Origin of the sequence: Flavobacterium sp. YJ01, from assembly GCF_029320955.1 — a bacterium.
In the GTDB taxonomy this organism is placed as follows: Bacteria; Bacteroidota; Bacteroidia; order Flavobacteriales; family Flavobacteriaceae; genus Flavobacterium.
This window is the reverse complement of the sequence record NZ_CP119757.1, coordinates 1540381-1554548: the sequence shown is the minus strand read 5'-3', so window position 1 is coordinate 1554548 and position 14168 is coordinate 1540381. Positions and strand designations below refer to the sequence as shown.

Genomic DNA, 14168 nt, shown 5'->3' with positions numbered 1-14168 from the left:
TATATTTTCTATATTTCAATAGTAGTGCCGACATCCTCTAGATGGTATTTTTTTCTAAATACTAAAGGCGAGCATTTCATGAATTTTTGAAACTGACGATAAAAAAAAGGCAAACTTTCATACCCACATTCATAGGCAATTTCGCTTACCTGTTTTTTGGTTTCAATTAGTTGTTTGCAAATTAAATTGATGCGGTACTCATTCACGAAAGTGAAAAATGACTTTCCTAAGTTTTTTTTGAAAAAGCGACAAAAGGTTTCTTCATTCATGTGCACTAAATCGGCAATTTCATTCAGACGAATTTTCTGATTGTAATTTTCTTGTATATAATTATAAATCAGATTTATTCGGTCATTTGCTTTACTGTTTAGATTAGGTACAAAACCGTCTGAACTAAGGGTTTCCACCTCTTTTATTTTGCTTAGTTCTTCTAAAAGTAGAAGTAAGGCAAGTAGTTTTTCTAGTGGTTTTTGGGTAATGATTTTTTGCAGCCGCTCGAGAATCACATCGTTTTCAATAGTGCGGAAAGAGAGTCCTTTTGAAGCATCTGATAATATCCTTTTTATAGAATGAAATTCTTTTTTCTCCAACCAATTTTCGCCCAAAACGCTATCGTCCCATTGCAATACAATCGATTGAACTCCGCCTTTTAGGTTATCATGATTTTTCCAATAATGCGGCAAATTTGTACCTAACAATACAAAATCCCTTTTTTTAAACTCCTGAACGCTATTACCAACAAAACGGGTACCTTCTCCTTTTACAATATAAGTAAGTTCATATTCAGGATGAAAATGCCAAGGTGTTTCAAAATTTTCAGCCTCATATACAAATGCGTTAAAAGAACTTTCTACCGAAGAGGGTACTTTTTCAAATAGTGCTTTCATTTTTTTTCTTCAAATATATTCAATATTGATTAGTAAAAGAAGCTTATTTAAAATTTTAGGTCAATATAAGGTATTAATTGTGCAATATTGGTACTGTGACTAATGACTATAGTATATACTTTTAACTTTTATAAAAAGATAAACTTTAAAAGTATTCTATGAGCATCAATTGTAAAGCAGCTATTGCAAAAGGAGATGGAACATTTTCTATAGAGACCATTACAGTAAATGATCCGCAAGGGGATGAGGTGATAGTAGCCATTAAAGCGGCAGGTTTGTGTCATACCGATTATGACTCCTTAAATTGGGGAAAACCAATTGTAATGGGGCATGAAGGAGCAGGAATTGTTACTGCAGTTGGGACAAATGTAAAAAGTGTACAAGTAGGTGATGCAGTGATTTTGAATTGGGCAACTCCTTGTGGAAAATGCTTTCAATGCGAGCATGAGAATGAACACATTTGCGAAAATAATTCGCCTGTAGTAGCAGGAGGAAATGGGTACACCCCCGGACATGCCCATTTGGAAGGAACAACTCTGAATGGAGTGCCAATCATTCGCTCCTTTAATATAGGAACGCTTGCTGAATATACTCTGGTAAAAGAATCGGCAGTAGTTAAAAATCCAATTCAAAACATGTCTTTTTCGGCAGCAAGTATCGTAAGTTGTGGCGTTATGACGGGTTTTGGATCTGCTGTAAATACGGCTCAGGTTACCGAAAATTCATCAGCTGTTGTGCTTGGAACAGGAGGAGTTGGTTTGAATGTAATTCAAGGATTAAAAGTGTCGAAAGCTTGTAAAATCATTGCGATTGATATCAATCAAGAGCGATTGAATATGGCGGTTGAATTTGGTGCGACTCATACCATTTTGGCCGATAAGAATGACAAAGGACTGTTACAAGCGGCTCAAAAGGTAAAAGAAATGACAGCTGGTCGTGGTGCCGATTACGCTTTTGAGTGTACTGCAATTCCAGCTTTGGGCGCTGCACCGTTGGCAATGGTTCGAAATGCTGGCACTGCTGTTCAAGTTAGCGGAATCGAACAAGAGGTTTTGATTGATATGGCCTTATTCGAATGGGATAAAAAATACATCAATCCGTTGTACGGAAAATGCAATCCGCAAAAAGATTTCCCTAAAATTATCGAACATTATCGAAAAGGAGAAATCAAATTAGACGAGATGATTACTAAAACGTATCCTCTGGAAGAATTGCAACAAGCCTTAGACGATATGTTGGCTGGAAAAAATGCAAAAGGTGTAATTACTTTTTAATTTTAGAAATGATGTCAAAATTTAGAACAACCGAAATATCCAATCCAGAATTTGAGAGCAATAACCTTCGATTCATTACGGTTAAAACCCCTAATCTGAATGGGCGAGGTGACATCTGTGTTTTTGTACCGCCTTTTGAAGATTTAAAAGACCTTCCTATTGTAACGCTAATGCATGGGGTGTATGGTAGTGCTTGGATTTGGGCGCACAAAGCAGGAGTACATTTTACAGCTTTAAAAATGATGGAAGAAGGATTGATAAAACCGATGGTAATTGCGATGCCTTCGGATGGATTATGGGGAGACGGTTCGGCATATTTACCGCACAACAATGCCCATTATGAAAAATGGATTGTCGAAGATGTGATTGATGCCGTGAGAGAAAACATCGATTGCACCAGCGAAAAATCCAAATTGTTTATCTCGGGGCTTTCGATGGGCGGGTATGGCGCTTTGCGTTTGGGAGCCAAATTTCCAGAGCGTTACCAAGCCATTACGGGACATTCTTCGATGACCAATAAAAATCAAATGCATCTTTTTGTTGAAGAAAACGAGAGCAATTTCAATCAATTTGACCCCATTAACGAAGACGTTTTAAGTTTGATTATAAAAAATAAAAAGCAATTGCCACCCATACGTTTTGATTGTGGCAAAGAGGATTTACTCATCGAATACAATCGGAATCTGCATAAAGGTTTAACAGATGCCAATATAAACCATCAATACCAAGAATTTGAAGGCGCACACGAATGGCCATACTGGCAAGAACACATCAAAGACAGTTTGTTGTTTTTTAATGGGTTCTAAAAACTGAAAATAGACTTAAGAAGCTGAGTTTAATGATCAGTATGAAAAGTTTAGTACTAATAAATAATGTTAGTTAATGTTCCTGCAAGGTCTTTTTCGAGACGTTGTAGGTGTGTTGTCATCAGCATTTAAAACGTACCAGGTTGAAAAAAAAGATACTAATAAAAATATAAAAGATGAAAAATAGTGAGTTTAACGATCCATTTGAAGAAGCACGTGTAAACCAAGGTTTTGGAGAAATGGACGATCAAAATGATCCTGTAACCATGCTATTGCGTCACAAAGATGTGCGCAAAGGAGCTCACGACTGGAAAACCTTTCAATCAGGGGCGGTACCAGGTCGTATTGTGATTCCTTCAGAAGTGAACATCAGAACAACACGTCAGATTCCGTTTGAAGTAGATCCGCCGCAACATAAAGACTTTAGAGCTATTTTGGATCCTTGGTTCAAAAGACCTTTAGAGGAAGAATACCAAGCCAAATTAAAAGAGCAAATTAGTGCTTTAGTTGATGAGGTTTTAGCCAAAGATTCGGTAGATGTAATCAGTGAATTTTCATTAAAACTACAGTCAAGAGCCTTGACTTTATTACTAAATACGCCTTATGAAGAAGCTGACTTATGGATTTCATGGGGAACTCACGTTTTTCGTAGTGAAGGAGAAGCCTTAGATGGTGCTAAAGCGGCTATTTTGTATGATTATATCGATGGCCGAATTGATGAAGCCATTGCCAAGAATGGAGAAGATTTGTATTCAGTATTACTGAATGCTGTAGTTGATGGCAAAAAATTAACAAAAGAAGAAGTGAAAGGCGTGATGATTTTGACGTTTGCAGGTGGCCGTGATACGGTAATCAATGCGGTGTCAAATTCCATTGCTTATTTTGCAGAGCACCCAAAGTCATTAGATCGTTTGCGTGTAGAACCCGAAATAAGAAACAAAGCTATTGAAGAGTTGATTCGCTATTTTGCGCCATTAACTCAGATGGGAAGAGTAGCCAAAACTGATTCTGCTGTTTGTGAACATGCTATAAAAGCAGATACAAGAGCTTCTTTGTGTTGGGCGTCTGCAAATCGAGATGCCACTGTTTTTGAAAATCCAAATGAAGTGGTTTTAGATCGTAAAATGAACCCGCATTTGAGCTTCGGATTCGGGACACACAACTGTTTGGGAGCAACCCACGCTCGTACAATTATGAAAATAGCGGTGGAAGTATTAACGGAAAAAGTGAGCACTATGGAAATTGTGAGTGCCGAAGAAAATATCGAAGATTTAGGTGATTTCAAACGTAAAGTTGGCTTTCACCGCTTACAAGTAAAATTTAATTAATTAAAAAAATAAAGAAAATGGCAAAAATAACTTTTATCACTAGCGATGATGAAACAATAACTTTAGAAGGAACATCGGGTAGCGTAATGGCACTTGCAGTTGACAATGGTATCAAAGGAATCGATGGTGATTGCGGAGGGGTATGTTCGTGTGCTACTTGTCACGTACATGTTTTACCAGAACATGTTTCAAAAACGGGAACCGCTAGCGAAATTGAAACGGATATGCTAGAATTAGATGATGATGCGGATGAATTCAGCCGTTTGTGTTGTCAATTAGAAATTACCGAAGCGTTGGACGGAGTAGTGCTTCGTGTGGCTAAATAATTAAAAAATGTTGTATGTCTGAAACTAAGAAACCAATTTGTGTGATTATAGGAGCGAGCCATGGCGGCGTAAATTGTGCTACGGCTTTACGAAAAGAAGGCTGGGAAGGCGACATATTGCTTTTTGATGCCGATCCTGTGTTGCCATACCATCGCCCACCCTTGTCTAAGGCCTATTTGACAAGTGATGATGGTATTGATAAGAATGTTTTAAAATCAGCAGAAAGCTACCAAAAAGAAGACATCACCTTGAATTTGGGGGTAAAGGTGGTCGCAATACATGCAAAAGAGCAAACCATTACTTTGGAAGACGGAACGCAACAGTCTTATGATCAATTGGTTTTGGCTACGGGAGCAAGACCAATTGTACCGCCAATTGAAGGATTAGCAACTGCTCAAAATGTATTTCCTTTGCGTACCGCTGCGCACGTTGCTTCTATCAAAAAGGGCATCAATGCGAGCGCTACCAAACGTGTTGTTGTGATTGGTGGAGGTTATATCGGACTAGAAACGGCTGCTTCCTTAAAAAAATTAGGTGCTCAGGTGGTGGTATTGGAACGTGAATCTCGAATTTTAGCACGAGTGACTGCTCCAGAAATGTCTAGTTTTTTTCATGAGTTGCATCATCAAAATGGGGTAGAAGTGCTTACGGCTAAAAATGTAAGCGCAATTGAAAATAATGACGCTTCAAACGTAGTGGTTTGTACCGATGGTTCTCGTTATCCAGCGGATATGATTATTGTGGGTGTAGGTATTTTGGTAAATAAAGAATTGGCAGAACAAGCAGGAATCAAAATTGAAAATGGGATAATAGTCAATGAAAAGGCGCAAACCAGTGAGGCCAATATTTATGCAATTGGTGATTGTACGTATCATTTTAACCCGCATTACAACCGCTTTATCCGTTTAGAATCGGTTCAAAATGCCGTAGATCAGTCCAAAATCGCGGCTGCTGCAATATGTGGAGGTGCTTCGGTTTACGACACCATTCCATGGTTTTGGTCGGATCAGTACGATCTCAAATTACAAATGGTTGGTCTGTCACAAGGCTATACCGAGGTCGTGGTTAGAAAAGAAGATAAGCCCAATAGTTTTTCAGTTTGGTACTTTAATGAAGATACTTTATTGTCCGTAGATGCGGTTAATAATGCCAAGGCTTATGTATTAGGTACAAAAGCTATTAAGCAGAAAATTAAAATTGATAAATGGAAATTATTTGATAGTACCTCTATTTTAAAGTTAGATACTATTGTAGCGGACTAGATTGGAACTAAAAAAGCGAATATTCAAAAAAATAAAACGAGTTATAAAGTAGAAAAGAGACTGTGAATAAAATAATTTTATCACAATCTCTTTTTATATTTAGATATAATTATTTTAACTTCGAAATAATTTCAATAACTTCTTTAACTTTTTCAGTTAATTCCTTAAAATCTTTATTTGCCACAATCTCTTTAGTTATTAATTGGGATCCCATTCCTACACAAGTTACTCCAGCGTTAAACCATGAAGTCAGATTTTCAGCTGTTGGATGTACTCCTCCAGTTGGCATAATAGATGTCCAAGGTTGTGGACCTTTAATTCCTTTTATAAATTCAGGTCCATAAATATCGCCCGGAAAAAGTTTAACGATTTCGCAACCTAATTCTTCTGCTTTTGTTATTTCTGTAAGTGTTCCGCACCCAGGAGACCATAAAACTTTGCGTCGGTTACAAACTATTACAATATCCTCACGTAATACTGGAGTTACAATAAAATTTGCGCCAAGTTGCATGTATAACGAGGCAGCTGCAGCATCGGTTACGGAGCCAACCCCCATTATCATTCCAGGTAATTCTTTAATTGCATACTTGGTAAGTTCGCCAAAAATTTCGTGCGCAAAATCGCCACGAGCTGTAAATTCCAGCAAACGTGCACCACCATCATAACACGCTTTTAAAATATTCTTACTTAATTCGATATCATTACTGAAAAATAGTGGAATCATTCCAGTATTTTTCATCGCTTGAGCTACTTCAATTCGGGTATATTGTGCCATATTTATATTATCTTGATACTTTTCCTGTAAAATCACCTCCAATTAATTTTTCAACTTCTTCAAGTGTTACTAAGTTATAGTCGCCTGCAATAGTATGTTTCAGACAGCAGGCTGCTACAGCAAAATTAAGGGCTCTTTGTTTGTTTAGTGGTTCTTCATTTAATCCATAAATTAAGCCTCCCATAAAAGCATCACCACTTCCAACACGATCTACAACCGGAGTTACATCTTGAACGTCTGCATCATAAATTGTATTTCCATCGTATAAAATTCCTCCTATACGTTGATGAGAAGCACTTACAGAATAGCGCAATGTGGTTGCCATAAATTTTAACGACGGAATTAGTTTAAAAATGGTATCATACAGCACGGGCAGTGATTCCTGATTTTGATAATCCGGATTCATTTGTGGTAGGCCCAGCATGAAATTTGCAGTGTCTAGATCTCCTAAAATTACGTTGCAATATTGCAGAATTTTAGGCATAACTTCTTTTGGATGTTTACCATATTTCCAAAGTTTTGATCTGTAGTTTAAATCACAAGAAATTGTTAAGCCCATATCTTTTGCAATTTCCAAAGCCTCAACACAAGCCTCAGCGGCACTTTCAGATAGGGAAGGAGTAATGCCACTCCAGTGAAACCAAGTGGCATCTTTTAGAATTTCTTTCCAGTCAATCATTCCTTTTTTTAAAGTTGACATTCCACTATTTTCGCGATCGTAAACAATATTACTGGCTCTTGTACTAGTTCCTGTTTCTAGAAAATAAATCCCAATTCGATCACCATCCAAGAGCACATTCTGACAGCCGACATTAAGTTTTCTCATCTCTTTTAGTGCACAATTACCTAATTCATTATTTGGTAATCGTGTAATATATTCTGTATTCAGACCATAATTTGCCAGAGATACAGAAACATTAAATTCTCCACCGCCATAAGTAGCTTTATACGATTCTGCTTGTGAGAACCTTAAATGTCTTTCCGTTGAAAGACGCAGTAAAATTTCACCGAAAGTGACTATTTTTGTCATTTTAATTTATAGTTTAATTATTTGCTTTTTAAATTAATAATCAATGTACTAGAATCAATATCAACAGGATCTTTAGTGTTCAATGGTCGAATTATAGCCAATAATGAATATCCAGATTTTGGTTCAAGTTTTTTATCTATTCTCATATCGTATTCTAAATTAGCATAACCAGTGTAGGCAATGAATTTAGTTTCTTTAATTAGTTTTCCTTCAGGATCGGATAGTTTTAGTAGTATTTCACGATCTTCAATGGCCTTATATTGTATTGGGATTTTTAAAATTGTTTTAGAAACTAAGTTTATAATAGCCACGTGAAAAAGAATTTGTTCATTAAAAAGAGGGATAACCGGTTCGTTGTTAGAAGACGGAATTGGCATATTAGCCTCTACCAATTTATAAGCGCGTACCCAATCATAATAAACGGTATTTTTTGTTGGATCTGCTAATTCAGCATCATTTGGCAACTCAATCCAAGGAAAAGGGTAGGTTTCTGATACCAGACGCATGTGCATTGGTCTGTCAAACGGTTTTTTGTTTATTTCGGAATAAAATTTTTGATGTTTTGGTTCACCATTATTGTAGTAATAACTTGCTGTTTGTTCATCGCGCCACCATCCACCATACACATTAAAATTTTCAGAAGATAATTCCGCATTTTGAAAAACAACTTGAGGAGCGCGGTAATCATGAACCTCTCCATTGCAGTCTGTGTACCAATAATGAGAGTTAGAATGCATTCCATTGGCAAAATAACTGCCTTCAAAAGGTCCATTTCTGCCAATAGATTCATGAATATCCCATTCTAAACTGTATTTGTCACACTCTTTTAGACTTTTCGTTTTTCCATTGGTAGAAAACCAAAAAGTAGCCGACATAGTGGTAGCCGCAGCCTTAATTCGGGATTCATAGTACCCAAATAACACTGTTTTTTTGGAGACAACCGCTCCGCCTGCGATAGTAAATTTTTCTTCCCCGTTGGCGTTTTTGATAAGGGTGTCTTTTTTCATTTTTTCCCCTTTAATTTGTAAAAAACCATCTTTTACGGAAACCTGAGAAGCCAGAAACAAGCCAGGAACTCTGCCTTTCCATTGCGGATGGTAATCAAACCATTTGGTTGTATCAATTTGCGTTCCGTTAAACTCATCTGAAAGCTCGGGATTTAGAACCCATCTTTTCCCCAAGGGCGGTTCTGGAGGACCAGATGTTATCGTTTGAGATTGAACCCAATGTAAATTAGCAAACGCCAATAGTATCATTATTCTTTTTATAGACATCATTTATATTTTTAGGATAATTGTGTTTTTTAATCTAGTTGTTAAATGATTCACGGAGTAGTATAAACTTGGTTTACCTTTAAATTTTTTGCAGTATAAGTCTCGCCATTTCTCCATCGAACGGTGATGCTTTTAATTGTTTCGTCATCACCTAGACCAAAATGTACGGTATTCAATAAACTTTGCGAAAATACTTCTCCTGATGATCCTACTCTTTTGGTATAGCTTTTAGAGGGTGTAGTGACCGTTACAGTAGCAGACATCGGATCAATATGATGCAAATCGGAATAATTTACGCGAACTAGCACATAGTTTTTATTCTGGATCAAACTATTGTCATACAGATACCATTTTCCATAATTATCGCTTCCGTTTAGTAAATCGATATTTCCGTCAAGGTTAAAATCAAAAGCTTGCCCCATATCCCCATGTCCAGGATCATTAGGGTCATGAGCATTATGAAGCGTTGTAGTTTCAAATTGCCCCTTTCCGTTATTTAGCAAAAGCCAATCACTCACGCTCGATTTCAAAAAGCCAAACCTATATACGAACAAATCAATATGACTGTCATTATTAAAATCGGCTGCAACCACCCCTTGATTATTTCCTCCCAAAGGTACATTCCACTTGGTGGTAACATCGGTAAAATGATTATTGTCGTTTCTAAATAATACATCCTGAACATTTCTGTTTTGCGGTGTCCATTCTGGATGTACAGATTGAACTCCATCAATAGATATTCTAATTTCCCAATAGATATTGCCGTTTCTAACAGATTCCAATCGCCATTTGTTGTTGCCTAAATAACCAAGATACCAACCATTTTCTTTTCTTTCATTCGGCCATCCTTTGGCCATTTCTGGGGTTACTTTTATGGTGTCCTTTTCCTGAACGTCCAGGATCTCTTTTTTGGAAGCGCCTAAGTGCAAAGGAAATCCATCATTATACATACGATACCATAAAAATATACCCGATAAGGTAATGTGACCCGGAGCCTCAAAGTCGATGCTGGTAATGCCTTTGTTGCCTTCGTCTCGCATATCCATACGTTTGGTAATAGGGTTGTAATCCAAAGATTTATTGGCTATTTCGTAGCTAGGTTTTCCTCTACTTAAATAAATATCCATGTCTCCATCATTGTCAATATCTATTTCGCATGCCCCGGTAATCAAATCTGTTTTTTGAAGATTTTCGGGTACCCATTGCTTGGTAACATCAGTAAAGGTTAAATCGCCATTGCCAACCCAAACCGATATAGGCGAAAACAGAATTAAGTCGTCTTTTTGATCTCCATTAATATCCGTCACTAAAACGCGTTCGGCATTGGCACCTTCAATTGCTTTACTATGTGCAATCTTGAAATGACCATTTCCTATGTTTGTGTATATAATTTGTTGACTTCCGGAACTACTATTAATTCCTTCGGCATTGATAAGTAATAAATCCAAATCGCCATCCAAATCCATATCGATCCATCGAACTGCTCTACCGCGTGAGCCGTGTGTAATTCCGGCTTCGATCGAAACTTCTGTAAATTTTCCATTGTCATTGCGTAGTAAATGAGGCGGTTGTGGGTCAGTTCCATTACCACCGCCTTGTGCAATAATAATATCCACATCGCCATCATTGTCATAGTCGCCGACTGCAGAACCGTGTATGTCCCATTGCTTGAGTATTTCGGAATGTTCTTGAACTTTGTTGTTTCCGAGATTCCAAAAAAGTTTGGCAGGCACTTTGTCGTGGTTGTTTAAAACAAAATCATACAAACCATCATTATTCAAATCACCCACCGATGGACCGCCGTATTTCCAAGTATATTCTGTCTTTAATCCAGATTCATCCGAAATGTCTTTAAATTGCGGGATAGCTGGAATGTCTGTAGCGTTAAATTTTATATCCAAAAGGGTGATCTCACCACCTTGTTTGAGTATTTTAATTTTCTTTTCTCCCTCTGTTTTAAAATCGACTAATGCGTTTACAGTAACAATACCAGCGTTCGGAATATCAATATTGTCTACCAAAATTTGGCTATCACAAACTAAGGATAAGTTAGAATAGTTATTTTTGGAATCTACTTTCAGGTGGACTATCCGTTCCGTTTTTCCTTCTACTGTATATTGGATTTCTACCGGTTCGTTATGAACAGCTATAGGAGTTTTTAATGTTTGATTAGTGGTACTCGAGCAGCTATTTAATAAAAGTGAAAGAGTTAGGGTCAGGAGTGTTTGGTGGGTTAGATTGATGAATTTCATTTTATTCTTTAATAATTTTTTGAGTAACAGTAGTGCCATCTTCCCAATTGATTTGTGCAAAATACATTCCAGCGCTTAAGTTTTTGGTAGCAATAGTAGCATTGGTATTATTGATTTTTTCAACCAACAATTTAGTTCCGCTCAAACTGTAAATTTGAACAGTGCTTATGTTTTTTTCTGATTTTACTTGAATAGAATCTTTAAAAGGATTTGGAAATAGCATCAATTTTTTTTCTTCAATCTTGGCATCTTGTTTCCCTAAATTTGGATCGGTCACAGGTTTGTAAATTCGAATCCAATCGATATTGAAATTATGATTGTCAAAATTTGTAATTTCTTCATCAGTAGGAGTACGTCCTTTACAGGCATTCCAGTTTTGATCTTCCATATTAATAATGATATCCATTTCTTTTACCAGTCCCGTGCGTGTAGCGGCAGTTCTTGGAGTAGCTGTTGAGGTATAGTTTAATGGGTCTATTCCGTCTTTGCCGTTCACAGTATCTAGATTGTCCATTACCTTGACTAATTGACCATCCAAGTAGTATTCTAACCGAGTTGGACTAGCCCAGTACACACCAAGACGAATCCATTTGTCTGTCCAATAGGTTTTTGTAGCTCCCGTGTACCATGTGCTGGCATCGGTAGGCTGATAATCCAAAAACGGACTTCTAATAAATACATGGTGACTTAAATGCAAACGTTGTGCTAGCCAATCATTTCTAGTTGCTTTTCCGCCGTATGCTTCCAGGATATCGATTTCTTGGGTGTCATCTGGACTAAGCATCCAAATATCAGAAGCCATAACTGCATTTGCGATTTTAAAACGCGCTTCTACATATACAGGGTACTTTACCCTTGTTTTCGATGTAATGCAGCCCGCTCTTGTAGCCGCCATAGTCCAGCTTTCGGCAATATTATCTCCATCACAATCTACAGTAAAAGTCTTAGTTTCATTTGCCTGTCTAGTTGCAAAAACATGCAGATTTCCTCCGCTAACGGTAGTATTCTCATACCTCCATTTTGTAGGCCCTGGACCATCCCAAGTGTTGTGATAAAAGTTAGTCCACTTTCCGCCAATCGTTGCTTGATTAGTGGACGCTTCATAGGTGTAATTAAAATCATCAGACTGTGGCTGAATTTTCCAAATTTTTCCTGTTCCAGCATTTGCAGGAACGGGAATGCCATTCCAATCTTGACTGTATAAAAACGGAGACATACATAAAGTAAGCAGTACAATTAATTTTAGTTTCATTATTCTTTGTTTAAATAATTATAATCTTTTTTTGGTCCCGCAATTTACTTTTTCAAAGTGTAGGTCAATGTTTAGGGGACTAGATATAAACTGAACAATAGGAATAATTTGTACAAAATGAATTAAAGGTTTTCAGTGTAAAACTGGATTGCTACTGGTTACCTTGCCATAGAGGAATTTTATATCTTTAGAGTTAGTAGCTTATAATAAGTCTTTATTTAAAATCAATAGTATTCTAAACACCTATACTTTTAATGTAATATAATAAGATTAAAAAAATTAGTTGTCGCAATAGTGATGAAGTACTGAAGATTTGACGGTATAGGCAAGTTGTTGTTTTTATGAAAGAAATAATTGCAGAAATAATGTTAAAAACAATTGGATCAAGAATAGCTCCAGCTTCTTCATGCAAAATATTTAATAGCTAATAATTTATCACATTGCTAAAATTTATAAAATGACTTTCGTCACTTCAATGAAGTGATTTTTAGAGAAGAAGCACGTATATTTAATTGCCCATTTAAGGTAATGCTTTTAGGCTGGAAACCTTTCTTTGTTTCAATTTGTTCAATAAGTATTTTAGCAGCTTCTTCACCAATTTCCCTTGCAGGTTGCGAAACAGAAGTCAGTGGAGGCTCAATTATAGTTGCCATTTGTGAATCGGTAAAACCAACAAAAGCAATGTCATTTGGTATAGAAAATCCATTTTTCTTAAAAACTTGCATGGCTCCAATAGTTACCGGATCATTTGCTCCAAAGATAGCGTCAGGAATATTTCCTGAGTCTATTATATTTTGCGCCGCTTTTTGACCATCGGCTAATGTGAATCCCGTAGCTACAATTTGATTTTTATTATAGCTCAATTGGTATTTTTGGTGAGCGTCTAAAAACCCTCTTAGACGCTCATTTGTCAATGAAACGCCATCCCTACCTTTGAGATGTACAATATTCTTGCAACCTTGATTAATCAAATGCTCGGTGGCAAAAAAGGCCCATTTGTAATCGTTAAAAACAACTTTAGAACAATTGAGTTGATTGTTTACCCTATTGAAAAGCACGATTGGAAAGCCCGACGCAATTAAATTTTGATAATAATCGGTATTATTGCTTTCACTTGATAATGAAACAATCAAGCCATCAACCATGCTATCTTCTAAGGTTTTGATATTTTTTAATTCAGTTTCAAAACATTCGCTAGACTGAGCAATTAGCACTTGATATCCATTTTCAAACAAAATTTCTTGAACCCCTATGATGACCTCAGGAAAAAATGCATTGATAAACTCAGGTACAATAATACCAATAGTAAAAGAACGCTGTTGCATTAACTTTTTAGCAATAGGATTAGGACGATATCCTAATGCTTTGGCCGTTTTTAAAACCAATGCTTTGGTTTCAGGATTGATATCAGCCTTGTCGTTGAAGGCTCTTGAAACCGTAGAAACTGAAGTGTTCAATTGTTTAGCAATGTCTTTGATGGTAATATATTTCATGCGAATTAAACAACTTGAAAAGATTATTTTACAAATGAAAATGATTAATAGGTTATAAAAGTACAATAATTTTCGGTAACGTTCTCGAAAGATTTAACAAGCTTCGGTAACGTTCTCGGTAGGGTTTGTAAAAAATATAATTTAATTCCATTTATTCAATTCTTACTTTTAATAAAAATTAAAAAAAGGTTATGAAATCGCCTTTTAAG

General features: G+C 36.6%; 12 protein-coding genes. 5 read left to right on the top strand and 7 right to left on the bottom strand.

The window, feature by feature from the left end; all coding sequences use genetic code 11:
- Nucleotides 1-8 precede the first annotated feature (8 nt).
- Nucleotides 9-887 (bottom strand): AraC family transcriptional regulator, encoded by an 879-nt coding sequence (locus P0R33_RS06915; protein WP_144221583.1) that lies wholly within the window; start codon nt 885-887, stop codon nt 9-11.
- A gap of 158 nt (nt 888-1045) precedes the next feature.
- Here P0R33_RS06915 and P0R33_RS06910 point away from each other — a divergent pair, with 158 nt between their 5' ends.
- From P0R33_RS06910 to P0R33_RS06890, 5 genes are all read left to right on the top strand, one after another.
- Nucleotides 1046-2161, top strand: a complete 1116-nt coding sequence (locus P0R33_RS06910) for a Zn-dependent alcohol dehydrogenase (RefSeq protein WP_144219286.1) — start codon at nt 1046-1048, stop codon at nt 2159-2161.
- Between the two features lie 11 nt (nt 2162-2172).
- Nucleotides 2173-2967 (top strand): alpha/beta hydrolase-fold protein, encoded by a 795-nt coding sequence (locus tag P0R33_RS06905; protein ID WP_144219287.1) that lies wholly within the window; start codon nt 2173-2175, stop codon nt 2965-2967.
- A 176-nt stretch (nt 2968-3143) separates the two neighbouring features.
- Nucleotides 3144-4295: a cytochrome P450 gene (locus P0R33_RS06900; RefSeq protein WP_276174773.1), complete on the top strand. Its 1152-nt coding sequence runs from the start codon at nt 3144-3146 to the stop codon at nt 4293-4295.
- 86 nt (nt 4296-4381) lie between these two features.
- Entirely contained in the window at nt 4382-4621 is a 240-nt protein-coding gene (locus P0R33_RS06895) for a 2Fe-2S iron-sulfur cluster-binding protein (protein WP_276174772.1), read from the top strand.
- Nucleotides 4622-4635: 14 nt separating this feature from the next.
- Nucleotides 4636-5883 (top strand): FAD-dependent oxidoreductase, encoded by a 1248-nt coding sequence (locus tag P0R33_RS06890; protein ID WP_144219290.1) that lies wholly within the window; start codon nt 4636-4638, stop codon nt 5881-5883.
- 109 nt (nt 5884-5992) lie between these two features.
- Here P0R33_RS06890 and P0R33_RS06885 read toward each other — a convergent pair whose 3' ends face one another.
- The 6 genes from P0R33_RS06885 to P0R33_RS06860 all read right to left on the bottom strand — a co-directional run bounded on the left by P0R33_RS06885 (nt 5993) and on the right by P0R33_RS06860 (nt 13959).
- Nucleotides 5993-6658, bottom strand: a complete 666-nt coding sequence (locus tag P0R33_RS06885; protein WP_276174771.1) for a bifunctional 4-hydroxy-2-oxoglutarate aldolase/2-dehydro-3-deoxy-phosphogluconate aldolase — start codon at nt 6656-6658, stop codon at nt 5993-5995.
- Nucleotides 6659-6665: 7 nt separating this feature from the next.
- Nucleotides 6666-7688 (bottom strand): sugar kinase, encoded by a 1023-nt coding sequence (locus P0R33_RS06880; protein WP_144219292.1) that lies wholly within the window; start codon nt 7686-7688, stop codon nt 6666-6668.
- Between the two features lie 17 nt (nt 7689-7705).
- The gene (locus P0R33_RS06875; RefSeq protein WP_223704652.1) at nt 7706-8962 is read right to left on the bottom strand and encodes a beta-porphyranase D; all 1257 of its coding nucleotides are present in this window, start codon (nt 8960-8962) and stop codon (nt 7706-7708) included.
- Between the two features lie 50 nt (nt 8963-9012).
- Nucleotides 9013-11214, bottom strand: a complete 2202-nt coding sequence (locus P0R33_RS06870) for a CRTAC1 family protein (RefSeq protein WP_223704653.1) — start codon at nt 11212-11214, stop codon at nt 9013-9015.
- Nucleotide 11215: 1 nt separating this feature from the next.
- Nucleotides 11216-12466 (bottom strand): T9SS type A sorting domain-containing protein, encoded by a 1251-nt coding sequence (locus tag P0R33_RS06865; protein ID WP_144219295.1) that lies wholly within the window; start codon nt 12464-12466, stop codon nt 11216-11218.
- A 467-nt stretch (nt 12467-12933) separates the two neighbouring features.
- A complete protein-coding gene (locus P0R33_RS06860; RefSeq protein ID WP_144219296.1) occupies nt 12934-13959 on the bottom strand; it encodes a LacI family DNA-binding transcriptional regulator in 1026 nt (341 codons plus the stop codon).
- Nucleotides 13960-14168 lie beyond the last annotated feature (209 nt).

Excerpts from the sequence above, each read along its gene's own strand:
- P0R33_RS06865 (WP_144219295.1), bottom strand. The coding sequence starts at position 12,466 with ATGAAACTAAAATTAATTGTACTGCTTACTTTATGTATGTCTCCGTTT.
- P0R33_RS06885 (WP_276174771.1), bottom strand. The coding sequence starts at position 6,658 with ATGGCACAATATACCCGAATTGAAGTAGCTCAAGCGATGAAAAATACT.
- P0R33_RS06875 (WP_223704652.1), bottom strand. The coding sequence starts at position 8,962 with ATGTCTATAAAAAGAATAATGATACTATTGGCGTTTGCTAATTTACAT.
- P0R33_RS06890 (WP_144219290.1), top strand. The coding sequence starts at position 4,636 with ATGTCTGAAACTAAGAAACCAATTTGTGTGATTATAGGAGCGAGCCAT.
- P0R33_RS06870 (WP_223704653.1), bottom strand. The coding sequence starts at position 11,214 with ATGAAATTCATCAATCTAACCCACCAAACACTCCTGACCCTAACTCTT.
- P0R33_RS06880 (WP_144219292.1), bottom strand. The coding sequence starts at position 7,688 with ATGACAAAAATAGTCACTTTCGGTGAAATTTTACTGCGTCTTTCAACG.
- P0R33_RS06915 (WP_144221583.1), bottom strand. The coding sequence starts at position 887 with ATGAAAGCACTATTTGAAAAAGTACCCTCTTCGGTAGAAAGTTCTTTT.
- P0R33_RS06905 (WP_144219287.1), top strand. The coding sequence starts at position 2,173 with ATGTCAAAATTTAGAACAACCGAAATATCCAATCCAGAATTTGAGAGC.
- P0R33_RS06910 (WP_144219286.1), top strand. The coding sequence starts at position 1,046 with ATGAGCATCAATTGTAAAGCAGCTATTGCAAAAGGAGATGGAACATTT.
- P0R33_RS06860 (WP_144219296.1), bottom strand. The coding sequence starts at position 13,959 with ATGAAATATATTACCATCAAAGACATTGCTAAACAATTGAACACTTCA.
- P0R33_RS06895 (WP_276174772.1), top strand. The coding sequence starts at position 4,382 with ATGGCACTTGCAGTTGACAATGGTATCAAAGGAATCGATGGTGATTGC.
- P0R33_RS06900 (WP_276174773.1), top strand. The coding sequence starts at position 3,144 with ATGAAAAATAGTGAGTTTAACGATCCATTTGAAGAAGCACGTGTAAAC.